We start from the raw sequence: 21,849 nt of genomic DNA, 5'->3' as shown, positions 1-21,849 counted from the left end.
TCATTCGCCCAGCGAAAGCCGGGTCCCGGCTATTTGAAGGAACCTTTCTGGGGCTTCGCTCATTCCGCATCTGATCGCAGCAGCGGGCAAGGCCGCATAAGCCATGATCGCCAGGATGCAGACAAATTCTCCACACCACGCCAAGGTGCAGGCAAGACGCTGGCCCAAGCCTGAATTGCCTGAGACGGCAGAAGACGATGGCGCAAGCACCATTCCCGAACTCAGCGAAGTGGCGAAGGCCTGTCGCCGCTGCCCGCTGTGGCGCAACGCAACGCAGACCGTGTTCGGCGAAGGGCCTGACAAGGCCAAGGTGGTTTTCGTCGGTGAACAGCCAGGCGACCAGGAGGATCTGGCCGGCAAACCTTTCGTCGGTCCGGCCGGAAAAGTCTTCGACGCCATCCTGGACGATGCCGGCGTCGACCGGCTGAAAGTCTATGTCACCAATGCGGTCAAGCATTTCAAGTTCGAGCCGCGCGGCAAGCGGCGCATCCACTCGAAGCCAAATACCGGCGAGGTACAGGCCTGCCGCTGGTGGCTCGACAGGGAGCTCGATCTGATCAAGCCCAATCTGGCGGTGGCGCTCGGCGCAACGGCGGCGCAGTCACTGCTCGGGAAGGTCGTGCCGATCATGAAGATGCGCGGCGCGGTCGTGGATCGGGACGATGGCTTGCCTGTGTTCGTCACCATCCACCCGTCCTTCATCCTGCGTATTCGCGAGCCGGCGGACAAGCAGGCCGAACGCGAGCGGTTCCTGCAGGACATGAAGGCAGTGAAAAAGCTGATGGTCGCCTGACCCCTATCTGATCAGGATTGCCCTCAAATCATTGACGTTCGTCCCGGTCGGGCCGGGCACGAAGAGATCGCCGACGGCGTTGAATGCCGTCCAGGCATTGTTGCCCGCAAGCATCGCCTTGGCATCGACGCCTGCCGCCCGCATCCGCGACACCGTCGAGCCGTCGGCAAAGGCGCCGGCATTGTCCTGCGAACCGTCGATGCCATCGGTGTCAGCGGCCAGTGCATGGGCACCCTCCATGCCGCTGATGCCGATGGCGAAGGCAAGCAGAAACTCGGTGTTACGACCGCCCTTGCCCTTCGCCCGCACGGTCACCGTCGTCTCACCGCCTGATAGAATCAGCACGGGCTTCGGGAAAGGCCGGTTGCGCGTCGCGACTTCACGGGCGATTGCCGCATGGACACCCCCAACTTCGCGCGCTTCGCCCTCGATGGAATCGGAGAGGATGGCCGCCTCGATGCCATGGCGCCTGGCTTCGGCCGCAGCCGCTTCCAGCGAGACGCCGGCCGAGGCGATCAGATGCACTTCGTTGCGGGAAAAACGCGGATCATCGACGCGCGGCGCATCGGCGGCCGGCGAATTGATATGCGCCATCACGGCAGCCGGCAGTTTCATGCCATAGGCGGCGATCGATGCCAGCGCCTCTTGGCGGTTGCCGGAATCGGGAACGGTCGGGCCGGAAGCGACAAGCGCCGGATTGTCGCCGGGAATGTCGGAGACGACCAGCGACACCAGCTTTGCCGGATAGGCAGCTGCCGCCAGCCTGCCGCCCTTGATGGTGGAAACATGCTTGCGGATTGTGTTCATGGCGGCGATCGGCGCGCCGGAGGCGAGCAGCGCCTCGTTGACGGCGATCTCGTCAGCCAGCGACAGACCTTCGGCGGGCGCCGGCAGCAGCGCCGAGCCGCCGCCTGAGATGAGCGCCACGACCAGATCGTCCGCGGTCAGCCCCTGCACCTTTTCGAGCAGCCGGCGCGACGCTTCGAGCCCGGCGGCATCCGGCACCGGATGCGCCGCCTCGATGATCTCGATGCGCTGGCATGCCGCGCCATAGCCGTAGCGGGTGACGACCAGCCCTTCTATCGGCCCGTCCCACACTTTTTCGAAAGCCGCCGCCATCTGCGCCGAGCCTTTTCCTGCACCTATGACGATGGTGCGCCCTTTCGGCGTTGCCGGCAGATGATCCCTGATCGTCCTCCGGGGATCGGCGGCGGCGACGGCGGCATTGAAGATGGCGGCGAGGAAGGTCTTGGGATCGATCTCTGTCATTTTGCTTCCGGCGGCAGTGCCAGCTCGCGCCCGTCGACGCCGAGATGGCTGCACAGCGCATCGACGACGACGCCGTGATCCTCGCGCTCCGGCAGGCCCGAGACCGCGACCACACCGATCACACCGGCGCCCTTGACAGTGACCGGAAAGCCCCCGCCGGCCAGCACATAGTCCGATATGTCGAGCCCCTCGCCCGGCTTGAAGCTGCGGTCGGGACGCTGCTGCTCTAGCACCATGCGGTAGGTGCTTCTCAAAAACCGCCGCACCACGTTGATCTTGCGCAGCGCCCAATCCGGATTGGAGGCGTTCGAGCCCGGCATTGCCGCGTAAAACAGCGGCCGGTCGAAGGTCCTGATGTCGACGATGATCGGCAAACCCTGGGCCAGTGCCCGGTCGCGGATCGTCGAGCCGATCTTGAAGGCGACAGCTTCGTCAAAGACCGAGAAGACAAGCTCGGCTTCCTGTTTCTGGATCAGCGCGATATCGTCCGCAACGGCCATGTCGTTCCCCTATCAAACGTCGCGGCACGCTTTGACCGATGGCTGCCGCTGGGTCAAGCGGGACTTGTGGGATAGCTAAACCGCCATATCCGTCTTCATCGCCCGCCCGGCGACGTAGACCTCGCGCACGGCGCGGTCGTCGCCCAGCGTCTGCAGCAGAAACAGCTCCTCCGCCAGCGTGTCCGCCGTCTCCATCCGCAGCCGCATGGCCGGCGTGGCGCGGGCATCGAGGACGACGATGTCGGCATCGCTGCCTTGGTCGAGCGTGCCGATCTTTTCCACGATCGACAGCGCATCGGCATTGCCGCGGGTGAGCTGCCAGAACGACTGGAACGGATTGAGCTTCTCGCCGTTCAGCGCGATCACCTTGTAGCCCTCATCCATGGTGCGCAGCATCGAGTAATTGGTGCCGCCGCCGATATCGGTGGCGGTGGCGATGCGGAGTGGTTTTTCGCGGCGGCGGTAACGCTGATAATCGAACAGGCCCGAGCCGAGGAACAGGTTCGAGGTCGGACAGAACACGGCGACCGAGCCCGTATCCGAAAGCGCATCCGCCTCGCGTTCCGAAAGATGGATGCAGTGGCCGAACAGGCTTTTGCGCCCGAGCAGCCCATGGTGCTCGTAGACATCGGTATAGTCGCATGCCCGCGGGTAGAGTTGCAGCGTAAAGGCAATCTCGGCGTGATTTTCCGACAGATGCGTCTGCATGTGCAGATCGGGATGTTCGCGGCACAGCGCGCCCGCCATTTCCAATTGCTCGGGTGACGAGGTGATGGCGAAGCGCGGCGTGATGGCATAGTGCTGGCGCCCCTTGCCATGCCACTCCTTAATCAGCGCCTTGCTGTCGTCATAGGCCGATTGCGGCGTGTCGAGCACGCCCTCCGGTGCGTTGCGATCCATCATCACCTTGCCGGCGATGTTGAGCATGTTGCGGTGATGCGACTCGGCGAAGAACGCCTCGGCCGATTCCTTGTGCACCGAGCAATAGGCGGCGACGGTCGTCGTGCCGTGGCGCAGCATCTCGTCGAGGAACAGCCTGGCGATGCGGCGGCCGTGCTGGGCGTTCTGGAATTTGGTTTCCTCGGGAAAGGTGTAAGTATTCAGCCAGTCGAGCAGTTCGGCGCCGTAGGAGGCGATGACCTGCATCTGCGGAAAATGCGCATGCGGGTCGATGAAACCAGGCAGCAGCAAATGCGGACGGTGGTCGATCTTTTTTGCGCCTTCATCAGCCTTTTTCTCGACGTCGGCATAGGCGCCCGCGGCAACGATCCTGCCGTTGCGAAGCAGCAGGCCGCCGTCGTCCTCGTAGCGCCAGGCGGAATGGTCGTCGACGGTCTCAGGCCAGCGCAGGAAGGACAGCGTGCGGCCGCGCAGGAGGGTGCTGGTCATGCTTATTTCCCCGCCTCCTCGAACCATGCCACCAGCAGCGTCCGCTCCTTGTCGGTGATATGGGTGACGTTGGCGGGCGGCATCGCGTGGCTGCGGCCGGCCTGCAGGTAGATCTCGCGGGCCTGCCCGGCGATACCGGCGTCCGTGTCGAGCATCACACCTTTCGGCGCGTGATAGATGCCCTCGTAGGACGGCTCCTGCGCATGGCACATCGAGCAACGGCCAAGCACCGTATCGCGCACTGCGGGAAAATGCGCCGAGGCGATATAGACCTGTGCCGTCGAGGACGCCTTGACTTCGCCGGTCAGCACTTTCGGCGCGGTTGACAGCCAGATGATGACGACGAACAGGACGGCGGCAGCCAGCCAGATCCAGGTCGGGTTGCCCTTGCGCGCATGCATGGTGTTGAAATAGTGCCGGATCAGCACGCCGATGATGAAAACCAACGAGGCGATCACCCAGTTGAACTGGGTAGCAAACGCCAGCGGGTAGTGGTTCGACAGCATCAGGAAGAGAACGGGCAGCGTCAGGTAATTGTTGTGCAGCGAGCGCTGCTTGGCGATCTTGCCGTATTTCGGATCTGGCTTCCTGCCGGCGATCAGATCGGCGACGACGATCTTCTGGTTCGGAATGATGACCATGAAGACATTGGCCGACATGATCGTCGCGGTGATGGCGCCAAGATGCAGGAAAGCGGCGCGGCCGGTGAACAGATGGGTAAGACCCCAGGCGATGAACACCAGCACGCCATAGAGCACCAGCATCAGGCCGGTGTCGCTCCTGCCAAGCGGCGAACGGCATAAGAGATCGTAGACCACCCAGCCGACGCCGATCGTCGCCAGCGACAGCAAGATGCCTGTAGGCACCGACATGGCAAGCACGTTGGGATCGATCAGGAAGAGGTCCGCGCCGGCATAGTAGACGACGCACAGCATGGCAAAGCCCGACAGCCAGGTAGCGTAGGATTCCCATTTGAACCAGGTCAGGTGCTCAGGCATTTCGGTCGGCGCCACGAGATATTTCTGGATGTGGTAGAAGCCGCCGCCATGCACCTGCCATTCTTCGCCGAAGGCGCCGACAGGCATGCCCGGACGCTGGCGCAAGCCGAGATCGAGCGCGACGAAATAGAAGGACGAGCCGATCCAGGCTATGCTGGTGACGACATGCAGCCAGCGCACGGCGAAACTCAGCCAGTCCCAGAAAATCGCAAAATCGATCATTGAAAAGTCGTCCCTGCCGATTGGGTGACTTTACGGACTGGAGCGCAAACGGAAAGGGCCGAGCGGCACGATGACTTTCAAAAAAAAATGGAAAATACTACAGCGCCGCGCGTCCCTTGGACGCGCAAAGGACGCTGTAGAACTTTTGTCTGGTGCATGATCCTTTCCGAAAATCGATTCCGATTTTTCGGGGTCATGCACTAGGGTTATCCCTGCGCAGCCGCATGAGAGCCCCAAAGCCGCATGGCCTATCTCGACAACATCTCCGTCTTCGTTCGCGTCGTCGAGCTCGGCAATCTGTCGGCGGCGGGGCGCGACATGCGCATTTCGCCAGCGGTCGCCTCCAACCGCATCAAGGAGCTCGAAAAACATCTCGGTGTCAGGCTGTTCAATCGCACGACGCGGCAATTGATGCCGACCGAGCACGGCACGGTGTTCTACTCCGGCGCCAAGCAGGTGCTTGAGGCGGTCACCGAGGCGGAAGCCGCTGTCAGCGCTTTGTCCGGCCAGCCGCGTGGCACCATCAAGGTGACAGCGCCGCTTGGCCTCGGCCGGCGGCTGGTGGCGTCGGGAATCCCCGATTTCCACGACAAATATCCTGACATCGAGGTTCGGCTGAGGCTTTCGGACCACAATGTCGACATCATGAAGGAAGGCATCGACGTCGCGTTCAGACTGGGTATCATCGAGGATTCCAGCCTGAGAATGCGCGGCATCATGGAGTGCGAGCGGGTGTTGGTGGCGGCGCCGAAATATCTGGAGACGCGCGGCGAACCGACCGAGCCGCAGGAACTGATCGCCAGCAAACACGACTGCCTGATGCTGCGCTACGCCGGCGCGCGCGAATATGTGTGGACGCTGCAGACGGCCGACGGTCCGCGGAAATTCGAGGTGCACGGACCCTATGACACCGACGATGGCGACGTGCTGACCGGCTGGGCGCTGTCGGGCCGCGGCATCATCAACAAGCCGCGCTTCGAGGTCGAGCCGTTCATCCGCGACCGGCGGCTGAAGGTGATCCTGCCCGACACACCACCGACGCCGGTCCAGTTCGCCGCTGTCTACCCGCACAAGAAGCTGCAGGACCCGAAGGTGCGGCTGCTGCTCGACTTCATGGCCGAGCGCTGCCAACGGCTGATCAAGGAAATTCTGGCCGGCAAATGAGCGTCGCTCGAATTTCTGGCCGTCAGCCGGCCATTGCCTTGCCACGAGAGACGGGGTGCGGCGCGGCTCGCGCGCCGGCATGGGCGGCCAGTGCCATCATGATCTCGGCCGCCGCCAAGGCCGCAATGACTTGCGGACGCTTGTCCTTGACCGCATCGCCGCCGATCGGCGAGACGAGGCCGGCAAATTGCGCCTCGCTGCCGTCCGCCGCCTTCAGGAACCAGTTCCTGAATGTCGCCTTCTTGGTCTTCGAGCCGATCATGCCGACATAGGCGGCATCCCGGCGTTTCAGTGCCTCGGCGACGATCAGGAAATCCAGTGCGTGGTCGTGAGTGAGGACGACGAATGCGGCGCCAGCCGAAGCCTTGCGCACCATCGCCTCGGGCATTGGCGTCAGGCTGGTTTCGACCGTGTCCGGCATGCCCTCCAGCGCCTCGGCCCGCGTCTCGACAACGACGACACGGACCGGCAGCAAGGCCACCGCCGAGGCCAGCGCCTGGCCGACATGGCCGCCGCCGAAGATGTAGACATGCGGCAGCTGCGCCTGCTCGGCGTCCGCCGCCGCGACCAGCTCTTGCGCCAACGCCGTGTCGACCAGCCGGATCAGCACCTCGACCCTGCCGCCGCAGCACTGGCCGATCTCGGGCCCGAGCGGGACATCGAGCGTGGCGACAGCTTTGCCGACGTCGTGCTGCCCCTCACCCTTACCCTCTCCCCGTAAGGACGGGGAGAGGGTAAGGGCGCCAGCGTTGCGGCCAGTTCCCTTCTCCCCGTCACTATACGGGGAGAAGGTGCCGGCAGGCGGATGAGGGGCGGTGCCGACATCGGCAAATTCGCCAAAACCGGAGGCTGGAGAGGCCGATCGACCCAGCAGCTGCCGCGCTTTGTCGATCGCCATATATTCGAGCTGGCCGCCGCCGATCGTGCCAAAAATCGCCGCGCCCGAGACGAGCATGAAGGCGCCCTTCTCGCGGGGCGTCGAGCCTTTGGTCCCAGCCACCTCGACCAGGGCAACCCGTCCGGCGCCGCCAAGAAATGCTTTCAGGCTTTGCACTTTCGAGGTCATGTTTTTGCTTTCCCTATCGGGAAACATAGGGTTTTTCGGCCCGGATTGCACGCCTTGTACGAACCCCGGGACCGAGTTCAAGCACCAGCCTTGGCTTCCCTCTTCAGCCGTTCGATCGCCATCAGCACCCGCTCCGGCGTCGCCGGTGGGTCGAGACGCGGGCAGATCCGATGGCCGGCAACGCTTGCCACCGCATCCGACAGCGCATGCAGCACCGAGATGCCGAGCGGCAGCGGCGGCTCGCCGACCGCCTTGGAGCGGTGCACCGTCGGCTCGCTCGCTTCCGGCCAATCGGCCAGCGTCACATTGAAGATCTTCGGTCGGTCCGAGGCGAGCGGAATCTTGTAGGTCGACGGCGCATGGGTGCGCAGCCGGCCCTTTTCGTCCCACCAAAGCTCCTCAGTCGTCAGCCATCCCATGCCCTGGATGAAGCCGCCTTCGACCTGGCCAAGGTCGATGGCGCGGTTCAGCGAGCGGCCGGTCTCGTGCAGGATGTCGGTGCGCTCGACGACATATTCGCCGGTCAGCGTGTCGACCGAGACTTCCGAGCACGCGGCGCCATAGGCGAAATAATAAAAGGGACGACCCTCGCCCTTGTCGCGATCCCAGTGGATTTTCGGCGTCTTGTAGAAGCCCGCCGCGGAAAGCTGGATGCGCGCCATGTAGGCCTGCCTGACGAGATCGGCGAAGGCGATCTCCTGGTTGCCGATACGCACCCGGTTGGGCAGGAACAGCACCTGATCGCACGGCACCTGGTACTTTTCGGCGGCGAAGTTGGTCAACCGCTCCTTGATCTGCCGGGCCGCGTTCTGCGCCGCCATGCCGTTGAGGTCGGAACCGGATGATGCGGCGGTCGCCGAGGTGTTCGGGACCTTGCCGGTCGTCGTCGCGGTGATCTTTACCTGGTCGACGTCGATCTGGAATTCTTCCGCCACCACCTGCGCCACCTTGACGTAGAGGCCCTGCCCCATTTCGGTCCCGCCATGGTTCAGATGCACCGAACCGTCGGTATAGACATGCACCAGCGCGCCGGCCTGATTGTAGTGGGTGGCGGTGAACGAGATGCCGAACTTGACCGGCGTCAGCGCCAATCCGCGCTTGATGAAGCGACTGTTGGCGTTGAAGGCACGAACCGTGCGGCGGCGCCTCGCATAGTCGCAACTCGCCTCAAGTTCGGCGACGATGCGGTGGATGATGTTGTCTTCGACCGTCTGGTGATAGGGCGTGATGTTGCGGTCGCTGGTGCCATAAAAGTTCTTCTTGCGGATTTCGAGCGGATCCTTGCCGACGGCAAAGGCGACCTCTTCGATGACACGCTCGGCGCCGACTATGCCTTGCGGCCCGCCGAAGCCGCGGAAGGCGGTGTTCGACACGGTGTTGGTGTAGAGCGGCGCCGATTGCGCATGAACCGCCGGCCAGAAATAGGTGTTGTCGCAGTGGAACAGCGCGCGATCGGTGACCGGGCCCGACAGGTCCGCCGAGAAGCCGCAGCGCGCCGCAAACATGAAATCGACGCCGAGGATATTGCCCTCGTCGTCGAAGCCGACCTCGTAATCGACGAGGAAGTCATGGCGCTTGCCGGTGGCGATCATGTCGTCGTCACGGTCGGGCCGGATTTTCACGGCGCGATGATGTTTCTTCGCGGCGATAGCGGCCAATACTGCAAACTGGTTGCCCTGCGTTTCCTTGCCGCCGAAAGCGCCGCCCATGCGGCGGATCTCGACCGTGACGGCATGGCTCGGCACGCCGAGCGCATGGCTGACCATGTGCTGGATTTCGCTCGGATGCTGGGTCGACGAATAAATCGTGACGTCCTGATCCTCGCCGGGAATGGCCATGGCGATCTGGCCTTCGAGATAAAAATGGTCCTGGCCGCCGATGCGCATTTTTCCTTTCAGCCGGCGCGGCGCCGCGCTGATCGCAGCCGCGGCATCGCCGCGCCTCAGGGTCAGCGGCGGCGTGACCAGCTTGTCCTTCCTGGGATCGAGGACGCCGATGTCGGTGACGAAAGGCAATTCCTTGTATTCGACCTTGGCCAGCCTTGTGGCGCGGCGCGCCTGCTCGCGGGTTTCGGCGATGACGCAAAAGATCGGTTGGCCGAAGAACTGCACCTTGCCGTCGGCCAGCACCGGTTCGTCGTGGCGGCCGGTCGGCGAGATATCGTTTTCGCCCGGCACGTCGCTCGCCGTCAGCACGTCGACGACGCCGGGTGCTGCGCGCACCGCCGCCAGGTCCATGCTGCTGATGGTGGCATGCGTGGCCGTCGAAAGCCCGAGGCAGCCATGCAGCATGCCAGATGATTCCGGCATGTCATCGATATAGACGGCCGTGCCGCGGACATGCTTGTGCGCGGAATCATGTCGCTGGTCGGTGGCAACGCCACCAGCGATTTTCTGCGCCTTGAGGTTTGGAGCGTGCTTGGTCATCACGCCGCCTCGTGGCGCGATATCTGGATCGGTGCTTTGGTGCCGCTGGTCTCGGCGAAGAACCGCAACAGCAGGTTGCGCGCCGCCAGCGCCCGGTATTCGGCGCTCGCCCGCATGTCGGTCAGCGGGGTAAAGTCTTTGGCGTACTCGGCCATGGCGGTCTCGACCGTCGGTTCCGTCCAGGGCCTGCCGAGCAGCGCCTTTTCCACGCCGAAAGCCCGCTTCGGCGTTGCCGCCATGCCGCCATAGGCGATGCGCACCTCCGCCACCGTGCCGTCCTTGGCCAGGGCCAGCAGGAATGCGCCAAGTGCGGCGGTGATGTCCTCGTCACGGCGCTTGGTGATCTTGTAGACGGCGAATTTGGTATCCCTGCCCGGCACTGGGACATGCACGGCCTCGACGAATTCGCCCGGCTGTCGGTCCTGCTTGCCATAGGCGATGAAGAAGTCTTCAAGCGAGATCGTCCGCCGCTTGTTGCCGCGCCGCAGCGTCAGCCGCGCGCCGAGTGCGATCAGCGGCGGCGGCGTGTCGCCGATCGGCGAGCCATTGGCGATGTTGCCGCCGATCGTGCCCATGTTGCGCACCTGATCGCCGCCGATGCGATCGAACAGCGGGCCCAGCGCCGGGATGCGTTTCGCCAGCATTGAGAAAGCCTCGGTGTAGGTGACACCAGCGCCGATCGAGATGATGCCCTTGTCTTCGGAAATCCGGCACAGCCCGTCGAGATTGCCGATGAAGATCGCCGGCGCAATCTCGCGCATGTGCTTGGTCACCCACAGGCCGACATCGGTCGAACCGGCAACGATGGTGGCGCCCGGCTCCTTGTCGAGCACGGCGGCGAGGTCGTCGGCATCGGCCGGGACGACCAGGCGCTGCTTGCCGGCGCCGATCTCGATGCGCGAACCGTCTTTCATCGCTTCGAGCTTGCTCGTGATCGCCTTGCGCTCCGCTGCCAGCGGATCCTTTGCCGCCTTGCCGTAGCTGGAGATGGCACGTGCCGCCCGCATGATCGCCTCGTAGCCGGTGCAGCGGCAGAGATTGCCCTGAAGCGCCTTTTCGATGGCTGCATCCGACGGCTCCGGTGACCGCATCCACAGGGCATAAAGCGACATGACGAAGCCCGGCGTGCAGAAGCCGCATTGCGAGCCGTGGAAATCGACCATCGCCTGCTGCACCGGATGCAGTTTTTCGCCGTCGCCGCGCAGATGCTCGACGGTTACGACATGCGTGCGATCGAGCGAGCCAAGGAAGCGGATGCAGGCATTGACGCTTTCATAGACCAGCCGGCCGCCTGACAGCCTTCCGACCAGCACGGTGCAAGCGCCGCAGTCGCCCTCGGCGCAGCCTTCCTTGGTGCCGCGCAGCGAGCGCTCGAGCCGCAGCCAGTCGAGCAAGGTCTCGTCGGGCGCGAACGTGGTCAGCGCAACATCCTCGCCATTGAGGATGAAGCGTATCTCATTGCGTATCTTGAGCCTCGTCATGTCTCAGCTCCCCCGATAGGTCGAATAGCCGTAGGGCGATATGAGCAGCGGCACGTGATAGTGCATCGGCTCGGCCATGCCGAAGCGGATCGGCACGCTGTCGAGGAAGGCCGGTTCCGGGAGTCTCAACCCCTGCCGGCGCAGATAGTCGCCGGCGGCGAAGACCAGCTCGTATTCGCCGGTGCGGAATTCCGCGTCGGCAAGCAGCGGCGCGTCACACCGGCCGTCGGCATTGGTGACCGCTGTCTTCAGATGCGTCCGCATGTCGTCGTTGATGCGGTAAAGCTCGATCGACAGGCCTGCCGCCGGCCTGCCGGTCGCGGTGTCGAGGACATGGGTCGTCAGACGTCCGCCTTCGGCTTTCGACGATTCCGCCACTGGCTGCTCCCATTCCGGTACACTCGAACATGTCCGGTACAGTCGAACATGTTTGGCGAATTGTGCGCCCATTAAAGGCGATGCATAAGTCCCGGTCGAGTGAAGTGCTGCAAAAACACTTTCAAAAATTTTCGGGGGAATGCGCAAGCAACCCTTTCGACTATCCTGATCACACTATCCGGCAGGAGCGACAATGCGTTACGAACGAGACATGCGCGGCTACGGCGCCAATCCGCCGGATCCGAAATGGCCCGGCAGGGCGCATGTCGCGGTGCAGTTCGTCGTCAATTACGAGGAAGGCGGCGAAAATTGCGTCCTGCACGGCGACAAGGCTTCGGAAGCCTTCCTGTCCGAGATCGTCGGCGCTGCACCCTGGCCCGGGCAGCGCCACCGGAACATGGAATCGATCTACGAATATGGCGCCCGCGCCGGCTTCTGGCGATTGCTGCGCCTGTTCACCGAGGCTGAGGTGCCGATCACCTGCTACGGCGTCGCCACAGCACTGGCGCGTTCGCCCGACCAGGTCGTGGCGATGCAGGAGGCCGGCTGGGAGATCGCCTCGCACGGGCTGAGATGGATCGACTATCGCGACCATGCGCCGGAGGACGAGCGCCGCGACATGGACGAGGCAATCCGGCTGCACTACGAGGTGACCGGGGCACGGCCGACCGGCTGGTACACCGGCCGCACGTCGATCAACACCGTGCGGCTGGCGGCGGAAGAGGGCGGCTTCGACTATGTGTCGGACACGTATGACGACGAGCTGCCGTACTGGTTCGAGCATGGTGGGCCGGACGGGTCGGCAAAGCCGCAGCTCATCATCCCCTATACGCTCGACGCCAACGACATGCGTTTCGCCACGCCGCAGGGCTTCAACTCGGGCGACCAGTTCTTCGCCTATCTTAGGGATAGTTTCGACACGCTCTATGCCGAGGGCAAGGCAGGGCGGCCGCGCTTGATGAATATCGGCCTGCACTGCCGCCTCGTCGGCAGGCCGGGCCGGGTCGCGGCGCTGAAGCGCTTCGTCGACTACGTCAAATCGCACGACAGGGTCTGGCTGGCGCGACGCATCGACATTGCAAGGCACTGGCAAGAAAACCATCCGTTCCGGCCGCCGACGCTGCGCCCGTCGAAGATGGAATTCGAGGCTTTCGTCCAGGCATTCGGCGGCGTATTCGAGCATTCGCCGTGGATCGCCGAGCGCGCCTGTGAGCTGGAGCTCGGTCCGGCGCATGACAGTGCCGGCGGCCTACACAATGCGCTGTGCCGTGTCTTTCGCGGCGCCAGCGAGACCGAGCGGCTCTCCGTGCTCAACGCCCATCCCGACCTTGCCGGAAAACTGGCTCAGGCCAAGCGGCTGACAACGGAATCGGCCAGGGAACAGGCTTCCGCCGGGCTTGAGGCGCTGACCGATAAAGAGCGCGAGCTGTTCTCCAAGCTCAATGCCGCCTACGTCACCAGTTTCGGCTTCCCCTTCATCATCGCGGTGAAAGGCAAGACCAAGGAAGAAATCCTGGCGGAGTTCGAGGCGCGCATCGGCAACAGCCGGGCCGTTGAATTCGAAACCGCCTGCAAACAGGTCGAGCGTATCGCACTGCTCCGCCTCAAGGACATGCTTCCGCAATAGGCCTGGCTTCCGCAACAGGCTCTGAACTGATGGATACGATGAAAATGGCCGACCGAACCTATTACGCGCCGCAGGGCGGCCACCCCGGCCAGAGTGAGCTGCTGACCGGCCGGGCCGTCTTCACCGAGGCCTATGCCGTCATTCCCAGGGGGGTGATGCAGGACATCGTCACCAGCGCCCTGCCGTTCTGGGACAAGACCCGCGTCTGGGTGCTGTCGCGCCCGCTGTCGGGTTTTGCCGAGACGTTTTCGCAATACATCGTCGAGGTCGCGCCCGGCGGCGGCAGCGACCGGCCGGAACTGGATGCCGCCGCCGAGGGCGCCCTGTTCGTGGTCGAGGGCGAGCTGACCGTTTTGCTGGCTGGCGAGAAGCATGTCCTGCAGCCGGGCGGCTTTGCTTTCCTGCCGCCGGCCAGCGGATGGACCGTTCGCAACGAGGGCGGCGCACCCGTTCGTTTCCACTGGATCCGAAAAGCCTATGAAGCCGTGGAGGGCATCGATACGCCGCAAGCCCTTTTTGCAAACGAACAGGACATCGCGCCCACGCCCATGCCCGGCACCGAAGGCAGATGGGTGACGACGCGTTTCGTCGATCCTGAAGACATGCGCCACGACATGCACATCACCCTGGTTACACTCGAGCCGGGCGCGGTCATCCCCTTCGCCGAGACCCATGTCATGGAGCACGGCCTCTATGTGCTGGAGGGCAAGGCGGTCTACCGCCTTAACCAGGACTGGGTCGAGGTCGAGGCCGGCGACTATATGTGGCTGCGCGCCTTCTGCCCGCAGGCCTGCTATGCCGGCGGTCCGAGCCAGTTCCGATATCTGCTCTACAAGGACGTCAACCGGCACGCCAAGCTTGGCGGCGCCGGCGTCGCGAGGCGCGCGCCATGAGCCGCATTGTGGCGCGCCCGCTGACCCGCGAGAACTTCGCTGAATTCGGCGACGTCATCGATATGGGCGGCGACAATCACTACCCGATCAATGGCGGCAAGGCGGAACGCTACCACGACCTCGCCACCGCCGAGGCGCAGGGACCGAATGCGCGCGTGCTGATCTCTATGGTGCGCGGCACGCCTTACGATTTTCCGCTGAAGCTCACCATGGTCGAGCGTCACCCGTTCGGCAGCCAGGCTTTCATCCCGCTGTCGCCACGGCCGTTCCTGGTCGTCGTCTGCCATGACAGCGACGAAGGCCCAGGAGAGCCGCACGCATTCATCACCGCGCCCGGGCAAGGCGTCAATTACCCACGCAATCGGTGGCACGGCGTGCTGACGCCGATCGGTGAGGCCCAGGATTTTCTCGTCGTCGACCGCGGTGGCGACGGCTCCAACCTCGAAGAGTGCCATTTCTCGCACGGTTACGAGATCGATCTGCCGGACAGGAGCCAATAATGGCCGATACTTCGCTGATCGACCGCCTGCTCGACGTCATCGAGCATGACATCGTGCCGAAGACGGCCGAAGGCGTCGCCCATGGCAACAAGCTGTTCGGCGCGGCGATCTTGAGAAAGGATGATCGCTCGCTGGTGCTCGCCGAAACCAACAACGAGGCGGAAAATCCGCTCTGGCATGGCGAGGTGCACTGCCTGAAGCGGTTCTACGAAATGCCGAAGGCCGAGCGCGTCGACACCAAGGACGCGATCTTCCTCGCCACGCACGAACCCTGCTCGCTCTGCCTGTCGGCGATCACCTGGACCGGCTTCGACAATTTCTACTATCTGTTTTCGCACGAGGATTCGCGCGACAGCTTCGCCATCCCACACGACCTGAAGATCCTGAAGGAGGTCTTCACCCTCGACCCTGGCGGCTACAATGCCGAGAACGCCTATTGGAAGAGCTTTTCGATCCGAAGACTGGTGCGGTCGCTGCCCGAGGCCGAGCGCAAGCGGCTGGAAGCACGGATCGGCAAGATCTCGGCGCGCTACGACGAACTGTCCAGCGCTTACCAGGCGAGCAAGGACGAAAACGACATTCCGTTGAGTTGACGCGGATTGACCAGCCGAATTCGTTGGCTGGCCCACGACGACGTCCCACGGGCTCCATCATTTGGCGGTCCTGGAGTCGCCCGCATGAAAACCGTCACTGAATTTCCCCGCAAGGTCGTCGAGTTTCCGGACATGGGCATCGTCATGCCGGATGGCTGCCGGCTGTCGGCGCGTGTGTGGATGCCGGCCGATGCCGCCGACGATCCGGTGCCGGCGATCCTCGAGCACCTGCCCTACCGCAAGCGCGACGGCACGATCTTTCGCGATCAGCTGACGCATCCCTATTTCGCCGGCTATGGCTACGCATCGATCCGCGTCGACATGCGCGGCAATGGCGATTCCGAAGGGCTGATGGACGACGAATATTCCGAGCAGGAATTGCAGGACGCCTGCGATGTGATCGCCTGGGCGGCCGCCCAGCCCTGGTGCAACGGCAATGTCGGCATGATGGGCATCTCCTGGGGCGGCTTCAACTGCCTGCAGGTTGCAGCCAAGCAGCCGCCGGCGTTGAAGGCAGTCATCAGCCTGTGCTCGACCGTCGACCGCTATGCCGACGACATCCACTACAAGGGCGGCTGCCTGCTGATCGAGAATTTCGGCTGGGCCTCGACCATGCTCTCCTATTCGTCGCGGCCACCGGACCCGCTGCTGGCCGGCGACAACAGATGGCGCGACCTATGGCTGACCCGGCTGGAGAACCAGCCCTTCCTGGCGCCGCTGTGGCTGAGACACCAGCACCGCGACGCCTATTGGAAGCGCGGTTCGATCTGCGAGAACTATTCCGCCATCCAAGCCGCCGTGCTGTCGATCGGCGGCTGGCATGACGGCTATCGCAATACGATTTCCTACCTCGCGGCCAATATCGAGGCGCCGGTCAAGGGCATCGTCGGCCCGTGGATCCACAAGTACCCGCATTACGCCGCACCGAAACCAGCGATCGGCTTCCTGCAGGAGGCCTTGCGCTGGTGGGACCGCTGGTTGAAAGGCATCGACACCGGCGTCGAGGCCGACCCGGCCTACCGCGCCTATGTGATGGACAGCGTGCGCCCCGCGCGTTGGCATCCCGAGCGGCCCGGCCGCTGGGTTGCCGAAGCAGACTGGCCATCGCCCAACATCAAGGCTGAGGCGATCGAACTGATCCCGGAAGGCGCCAGGCCTGCAATCGTGGCTTCGCCACAAAGCTGCGGCCTCGCCGGCGGCGAATATTTCCCCTTCACCTTCGGGCCGGAACTGCCCGGCGACCAGCGCCCCGACGATGCGCTGTCGGTGTGTTTCGACCAGCCCCCGCTCGGCGAGGCGATCGACATTGTCGGCGCGCCGGAGGTTTTGATCCAGGTCGCCTCGGATCGACCGCAGGCGAACATCGCGGTGCGGCTGTGCGACGTGCATCCTGACGGCGCATCCGAATTGATCTCCTACGGCGTGCTCAACCTGACGCACCGCAACTCGCATGAATTCCCCGAGGCGCTGGTGCCGGAAGAGACCGTTTTGGCGCGGGTGGTGCTCGACCAATGCGCCTATCGCGTGCCATCAGGCCATCGCCTGCGTATTGCCGTTTCGAACGCCTACTGGCCGATGATCTGGCCATCGCCGGAACCGGTTCGGCTCGACCTGTCGGCGGCTACGCTGAAGCTGCCGCTGCGTCCGCCGGCGCAAGGCGACGAAGTCACGTTCCCTACGCCCGAGGCAGCCGTGCCCTGGGCAACCGAAACGGTCCGTGCCGCCAATTCGGAGCGTCATGTTGATCGCGACGAGAAGACCGGAATCGTCACGCTTTCCATTGTCGACGATTTCGGCGAGGTGCGCGACCTGGAGCATGGCCTCGCCAATGGCAGCGTCGCCCGCGAGACATGGGCAATCCATCCTGACAATCCGCTGTCAGCGTCGGGCAAGACGCACTGGACGCAGACGCTGTCGCGAAATGGATGGTCGGTGCGCACAGAAACGTCAGCCGAGATGCGGTCCGATGCGCAAAACTTCATTATTAGCGCCAGAATCGAAGCCTATGAAGGCGAGGAACTGGTTTTCGAGCGTAATTTCGAAGAGAAAATCCCGCGCGATCTGCTTTGAGCGCTTATGCGGATTGGTCCAATTGCGACGTACGATTTACGCCACGGCATGTCGCATTCGGTCTTGCTTACGGCGTTCCCTTGCGGTCATTATTCTCCTCACAAGAAACCATAAAAAACGACCACAAGGTCGAACCAACAGAGTGAGGAACTCAACATGTCAAACGAACTGGAATTTCTTAGCCTGCGCGTCGCATCCGGCAAACTGAGCCGTCGTGATTTTCTCGGCCGGGCGGCAGCGCTCGGCGTCACCGCGACCTTCGCCAACTCGCTGCTTTCAAGTGCAGCGCGCGCCGCGGGTCCGGTCAAGGGCGGCACGTTGAAGGCCGGCCTGGTCGGCGGCGAGTCCACCAACAGCCTCGATCCGGCCCTGTTCATGACGCAGGTGCCGTTCGCCTTCGGCAAGATGTGGGGCGAACTGATCGTCGAGCTTTCCCCGGAAGGCACGCTCGAGAACCGCATCGCCGAGGAGATCGGCTCGTCTGACGACGCCAAGGTCTGGACGCTGAAGATTCGCGACGGCGTCGAATTCCATAACGGCAAGACGGTAACCGCCGAGGACGTCGCCGCCACACTCGAACGCCATTCGGACGAGAAGTCGAAGTCGGGCGCGCTCGGCTACATGAAAGGCATCGAGAGCATCAAGGCCAGCGGCAAGGAAGTCGTGCTGACGCTGAAGGAAGCCAATGCCGACCTGCCCTATCTGCTCAGCGATTACCATTTGATCATCCAGCCCAATGGCGGCAAGGACAAGGCCGACGCCGGCATCTCGGCCGGACCCTACAAGATCACCACCAACGAGCCCGGCGTGCGCCATGGCGGCGAGCGGTTCGCCAATTACTGGCAGGCCGACAAGATGGGCCATGCCGACCAGATCGAGATCATCGTCATCAACGACGCCACGGCGCGCACTTCGGCCTTGCAGGGCGGCCAGGTCAACATGATCAACCGCGTCGAGCCGAAGATCGTCGACCTGATCAAGCGGCTGCCCGGCGTCACCATCCGCAACCATGCGGGTCCTGGCCACTACGTCTTCATCATGCATTGCAACACGGCGCCGTTCGACAACAACGATTTGCGCATGGCGCTGAAGCTGGCGATCGACCGCGAGGAGATGCTCGACAAGATCCTCAGAGGCTATGGCTCGCTCGGCAACGACTTCCCGATCAACTCGGCCTATCCGCTGTTTTCCGAGGACATCGAGCAGCGCAAATACGATCCCGACAAGGCCAAGTTTCATTTCAAGAAGTCGGGCCATGACGGCGCCGTCCTGCTCAGGACATCGGACGTCGCCTTCCCCGGCGCCGTCGATGCCGCGCAGCTGTTCCAGCAAAGCGCGGCCAAGGCCGGCATCACTCTGGAGATCAAGCGCGAGCCGGGCGACGGCTACTGGTCGGAAGTATGGAACAAGCAGCCCTTCTGCGCCTCCTACTGGGGCGGACGCTCGACGCAGGACCAGATGTACTCGACTGCGTACCTGTCGACGGCCGACTGGAACGACACGCGTTTCAAGCGTCCCGAGTTCGACAAGATGGTGCTGGCGGCGCGTGCCGAGCTCGACGAAGCCAAGCGCAAGGCGATGTATCGCGACATGGCGATGCTCGTCCGCGACGAAGGTGGCCTGATCCTGCCGATGTTCAACCAGTTCATCGACGCGACGGGCGCCAAGGTCGCCGGCTGGGTCGACGATCCGCATCAGGAGCTGATGAACGGGTACGCTCTGGCAAAGTGCTGGCTCGAAGCCTGAGCCCGGCCTTGCGGATATGTCCTCACCCATCGTGAAACTGGTGGCCCAGCGCATTGCGCTGGGCATCCTCCTGCTGTTGGCCGTATCGGTCCTGATCTTCGCCGGCACCCAGATCCTGCCCGGCGACGTCGCGCAAGCCATCCTCGGACAGTCGGCGACACCGGAGTCGCTCGCCAATCTGCGCGAGCAGCTCGGCCTCAACGATCCGGCCTTTATCCGCTATTTCCGCTGGCTCGGCGGCGTCGTGACCGGCGATCTCGGCACCGCCATGTCGAGCGGGCAGGATATTGCGACGTCGATCAAGGGGCGGTTGTGGAACACGCTGTTCCTCGCCTTCTGGGCGGCGGTCGTTGCCGTGCCGCTGGCGATCATTCTCGGCCTGATTGCGGTGCGTTACCGCAATGGCTGGGTCGACAAGCTGATCTCCGGACTGGCGCTTGCCTCGACCTCGTTTCCCGAATTCTTCATCGGCTATGTGCTCGTCTATTTCTTTGCCGTGAAATACCAGATCTTCCCCGGCATCTCGACGGTCTATGACGGGATGCCGTTCGGCGAGCGCATGCAGGCGATCATGCTGCCGGCGGCGGCACTGACGCTGGTGGTGCTCGCCCACATGATGCGGATGACGCGCGCCGCGATCCTCAATGTCATGCAATCGGCGTATGTCGAGACGGCGGAGCTCAAGGGTCTTTCGGCATTCGCCGTCATTCGCAGGCATGCCTTCCCCAATGCGATTGCGCCGATCATCAACGTCGTCATGCTCAACCTCGCCTACCTGATCGTCGGCGTCGTCGTTGTCGAAGTGATCTTCGTCTATCCGGGCATGGGGCAGTATCTCGTCGACCACGTCACCAAGCGTGACGTACCGGTGGTGCAGGCGGTCGGCCTGATCTTCGCCGCGGTTTATATCAGCCTGAACATCATTGCGGACATAGCGGCGATCGTCGCCAATCCGCGTCTCAGACATCCGAAGTGAGGGGCGGCGCTGTGCTCGACATAAAACGCATCCCCATCCCTGCGCTGATCGGCCTGGTGCTGACGGCATTGTTCGTGCTGGCGGCGATCTTCGCGCCCTGGATCGCGCCTTACGGCAATGGCGAGATCGTCGGCGACGTCTGGGCACCGATGTCGGCGACACATTTGCTGGGCACCGACAATCTCGGCCGCGACCTTCTTTCGCGCATGATCTACGGCGCCCGCGTCACGCTGTTCATCGCGGTGCTGGCCACCGCGCTGTCCTTCTCGCTCGGCGCCATCCTTGGCTTCTCGGCGGCGGTTTTCGGCGGCTGGTTCGACACGCTTATGTCGCGCCTTGTCGATCTCCTGATGTCTATTCCGACGCTGATCATGGGCCTCGTCGTGCTCTCCGTGCTGCCAACCAATCTGGTGACGCTGATCCTGGTCATGGGCATTCTCGACTCGACCCGTGTCTACCGCCTGTCGCGGGCGGTCGCCGTCGACATCAACGTCATGGATTTCGTCGAGGCGGCCAAGCTGCGCGGCGAAGGCAGTGTGTGGATCATCTTCCGCGAGATCCTGCCCAATGCGTTGTCGCCGCTGGTTTCGGAACTCGGCCTGCGCTTCATCTATGCCGTGCTGTTCCTGTCGACGCTGTCCTTTCTCGGCCTCGGCGTGCAGCCGCCTAGCGCCGACTGGGGCGGCATGGTCAAGGAAAACAAGGACGGCATCGTCTTCGGCATCGCGGCGGCGCTCATCCCTGCCGCGGCGATCGCCATGCTGGCGATTTCCGTCAACCTTGTCGCCGACTGGGTGCTCAACCGCACGGCGAGCCTGAAGGGAGGGCGCGGGTAATGGCTGACCAGCGAGCAAAGAACGTGTTGCTCGATATCCGCAACCTGCGCATCGAGGCGACAGTGTTCCCGCCGGGCGAGGCGCCGAAAAACATCGTGCTGGTCCACGACGTCTCGCTGACGCTCGAGAAGGGCAAGGTGCTCGGCCTGATCGGCGAGTCCGGAGCCGGCAAGTCGACCATCGGCCTGGCGTCGATGGGCTATGGCCGCGGCGGCGTGCGCATCACCGGCGGCGAAGTCATGCTCAACGGCCGCGACATTCTCAAGGGCGGCAAGGAGGGCTTTCGCAAGCTGCGCGGCCGCGAGGTCTGCTATGTCGCGCAATCGGCTGCCGCCGCCTTCAACCCGGCGCACAGACTGATGGACCAGGTGGTCGAGGCGACGCTGCTGCATGGCACGGCAACGCGGGCCGCGGCCGAAAAACGCGCCATCGCGTTGTTCAAGAAGCTCAGCCTTCCGAACCCCGAAAGCATTGGCGAGCGCTTTCCGCACCAGGTGTCCGGCGGCCAGCTGCAGCGTGTGATGACGGCGATGGCGCTGTGTTCCGAGCCCGACCTGATCGTCTTCGACGAGCCTACCACGGCGCTTGACGTGACGACGCAGATCGACGTGCTGGCGGCGATCAAGGACGCCATCCGCGACACGCATGTCGCGGCGCTGTACATCACCCATGACCTTGCCGTCGTCGCTCAGGTCTCGGACGAGATCATGGTCCTGCGCCATGGCCGGCTGGTCGAATGGGGCGGCACCCGCCAGATCATCAAGGAGCCGCGCCAAGAATACACCAATGCGCTGGTGTCAGTGCACGAGATCGAGCACCAGGAGCAAAGGCCCGGCACGAACCCTTTCCTGTCGGTCAAGAACATCACCGCCGCCTATGGCCGCAGCCATATCAAGGTGCTGAAGAACGTCTCGGTTGACAT

The 21,849-nt window shown here is 63.5% G+C and carries 19 protein-coding genes; 11 read left to right on the top strand and 8 right to left on the bottom strand.

The genetic code is table 11. The features are described from left to right. Positions 1-115 precede the first annotated feature (115 nt). The gene (locus AC0L2C_RS09160; protein WP_287180501.1) at positions 116-793 is read left to right on the top strand and encodes a UdgX family uracil-DNA binding protein; all 678 of its coding nucleotides are present in this window, start codon (positions 116-118) and stop codon (positions 791-793) included. Positions 794-796: 3 nt separating this feature from the next. On the opposite strand, the gene AC0L2C_RS09155 is transcribed toward AC0L2C_RS09160, so the two are convergent. The 4 genes from AC0L2C_RS09155 to AC0L2C_RS09140 all read right to left on the bottom strand — a co-directional run bounded on the left by AC0L2C_RS09155 (position 797) and on the right by AC0L2C_RS09140 (position 5,171). Continuing rightward, positions 797-2,062 carry a glycerate kinase type-2 family protein gene (locus AC0L2C_RS09155; protein WP_473523223.1) on the bottom strand — a complete coding sequence of 422 codons (1,266 nt, stop codon included), beginning with the start codon at positions 2,060-2,062 and terminating at the stop codon, positions 797-799. Then, positions 2,059-2,562: a heme-degrading domain-containing protein gene (locus tag AC0L2C_RS09150; protein ID WP_473523222.1), complete on the bottom strand. Its 504-nt coding sequence runs from the start codon at positions 2,560-2,562 to the stop codon at positions 2,059-2,061. Before AC0L2C_RS09150 ends, AC0L2C_RS09155 begins: the two co-directional genes overlap by 4 nt. Positions 2,563-2,637: 75 nt before the next feature. Then, positions 2,638-3,951, bottom strand: a complete 1,314-nt coding sequence (gene guaD, locus AC0L2C_RS09145; RefSeq protein ID WP_128168395.1) for a guanine deaminase — start codon at positions 3,949-3,951, stop codon at positions 2,638-2,640. Between the two features lie 2 nt (positions 3,952-3,953). Continuing rightward, positions 3,954-5,171 carry a urate hydroxylase PuuD gene (locus AC0L2C_RS09140; protein WP_128168396.1) on the bottom strand — a complete coding sequence of 406 codons (1,218 nt, stop codon included), beginning with the start codon at positions 5,169-5,171 and terminating at the stop codon, positions 3,954-3,956. A 243-nt stretch (positions 5,172-5,414) separates the two neighbouring features. On the opposite strand from AC0L2C_RS09140, the gene AC0L2C_RS09135 reads away from it, so the two are divergent. Then, entirely contained in the window at positions 5,415-6,335 is a 921-nt protein-coding gene (locus AC0L2C_RS09135) for a LysR family transcriptional regulator (protein WP_023796825.1), read from the top strand. A gap of 22 nt (positions 6,336-6,357) precedes the next feature. Here the strand turns inward: AC0L2C_RS09135 and xdhC are convergent, their stop codons facing one another. The 4 genes from xdhC to uraH all read right to left on the bottom strand — a co-directional run bounded on the left by xdhC (position 6,358) and on the right by uraH (position 11,686). Continuing rightward, positions 6,358-7,401 (bottom strand): xanthine dehydrogenase accessory protein XdhC, encoded by a 1,044-nt coding sequence (gene xdhC, locus AC0L2C_RS09130; RefSeq protein ID WP_473523221.1) that lies wholly within the window; start codon positions 7,399-7,401, stop codon positions 6,358-6,360. A gap of 77 nt (positions 7,402-7,478) precedes the next feature. Then, entirely contained in the window at positions 7,479-9,827 is a 2,349-nt protein-coding gene (xdhB, locus tag AC0L2C_RS09125) for a xanthine dehydrogenase molybdopterin binding subunit (RefSeq protein ID WP_473523220.1), read from the bottom strand. Beyond that, positions 9,827-11,308: a xanthine dehydrogenase small subunit gene (xdhA, locus tag AC0L2C_RS09120; RefSeq protein ID WP_287063910.1), complete on the bottom strand. Its 1,482-nt coding sequence runs from the start codon at positions 11,306-11,308 to the stop codon at positions 9,827-9,829. The genes xdhB and xdhA overlap by 1 nt, the downstream gene beginning before the upstream one ends. A 3-nt stretch (positions 11,309-11,311) precedes the next feature. Continuing rightward, complete coding sequence (uraH, locus tag AC0L2C_RS09115; RefSeq protein WP_128171047.1) at positions 11,312-11,686, bottom strand: hydroxyisourate hydrolase; 375 nt, start codon at positions 11,684-11,686, stop codon at positions 11,312-11,314. Between the two features lie 193 nt (positions 11,687-11,879). Here uraH and puuE point away from each other — a divergent pair, with 193 nt between their 5' ends. The 9 genes from puuE to AC0L2C_RS09070 all read left to right on the top strand — a co-directional run. After that, positions 11,880-13,313 carry an allantoinase PuuE gene (puuE, locus tag AC0L2C_RS09110; RefSeq protein ID WP_287063914.1) on the top strand — a complete coding sequence of 478 codons (1,434 nt, stop codon included), beginning with the start codon at positions 11,880-11,882 and terminating at the stop codon, positions 13,311-13,313. A gap of 44 nt (positions 13,314-13,357) precedes the next feature. After that, positions 13,358-14,206, top strand: a complete 849-nt coding sequence (locus AC0L2C_RS09105; protein ID WP_473523219.1) for a bifunctional allantoicase/(S)-ureidoglycine aminohydrolase — start codon at positions 13,358-13,360, stop codon at positions 14,204-14,206. Next, positions 14,203-14,706 carry an ureidoglycolate lyase gene (locus tag AC0L2C_RS09100; protein ID WP_027151451.1) on the top strand — a complete coding sequence of 168 codons (504 nt, stop codon included), beginning with the start codon at positions 14,203-14,205 and terminating at the stop codon, positions 14,704-14,706. The genes AC0L2C_RS09105 and AC0L2C_RS09100 overlap by 4 nt, the downstream gene beginning before the upstream one ends. Further along, the gene (locus AC0L2C_RS09095; protein WP_128172886.1) at positions 14,706-15,299 is read left to right on the top strand and encodes a nucleoside deaminase; all 594 of its coding nucleotides are present in this window, start codon (positions 14,706-14,708) and stop codon (positions 15,297-15,299) included. Before AC0L2C_RS09100 ends, AC0L2C_RS09095 begins: the two co-directional genes overlap by 1 nt. An 84-nt stretch (positions 15,300-15,383) precedes the next feature. Next, positions 15,384-17,369 carry a CocE/NonD family hydrolase gene (locus tag AC0L2C_RS09090; RefSeq protein WP_287361638.1) on the top strand — a complete coding sequence of 662 codons (1,986 nt, stop codon included), beginning with the start codon at positions 15,384-15,386 and terminating at the stop codon, positions 17,367-17,369. 156 nt (positions 17,370-17,525) lie between these two features. Further along, positions 17,526-19,115 (top strand): ABC transporter substrate-binding protein, encoded by a 1,590-nt coding sequence (locus AC0L2C_RS09085; RefSeq protein WP_128171041.1) that lies wholly within the window; start codon positions 17,526-17,528, stop codon positions 19,113-19,115. A gap of 16 nt (positions 19,116-19,131) precedes the next feature. Further along, positions 19,132-20,091: an ABC transporter permease gene (locus tag AC0L2C_RS09080; protein ID WP_023796836.1), complete on the top strand. Its 960-nt coding sequence runs from the start codon at positions 19,132-19,134 to the stop codon at positions 20,089-20,091. Positions 20,092-20,102: 11 nt separating this feature from the next. Beyond that, positions 20,103-20,927: an ABC transporter permease gene (locus AC0L2C_RS09075; protein ID WP_023796837.1), complete on the top strand. Its 825-nt coding sequence runs from the start codon at positions 20,103-20,105 to the stop codon at positions 20,925-20,927. Then, positions 20,927-21,849, top strand: a 923-nt coding sequence (locus AC0L2C_RS09070; protein ID WP_473523218.1) for an ABC transporter ATP-binding protein, incomplete at its 3' end; no start/stop codon positions are given. The genes AC0L2C_RS09075 and AC0L2C_RS09070, both read left to right, overlap by 1 nt.

It is taken from the genome of Mesorhizobium sp. WSM4845 (genome assembly GCF_055811455.1).
The sequence above is the reverse complement of the archived record's forward strand: the minus strand, read 5'-3'. Positions and strand labels throughout refer to the sequence as shown.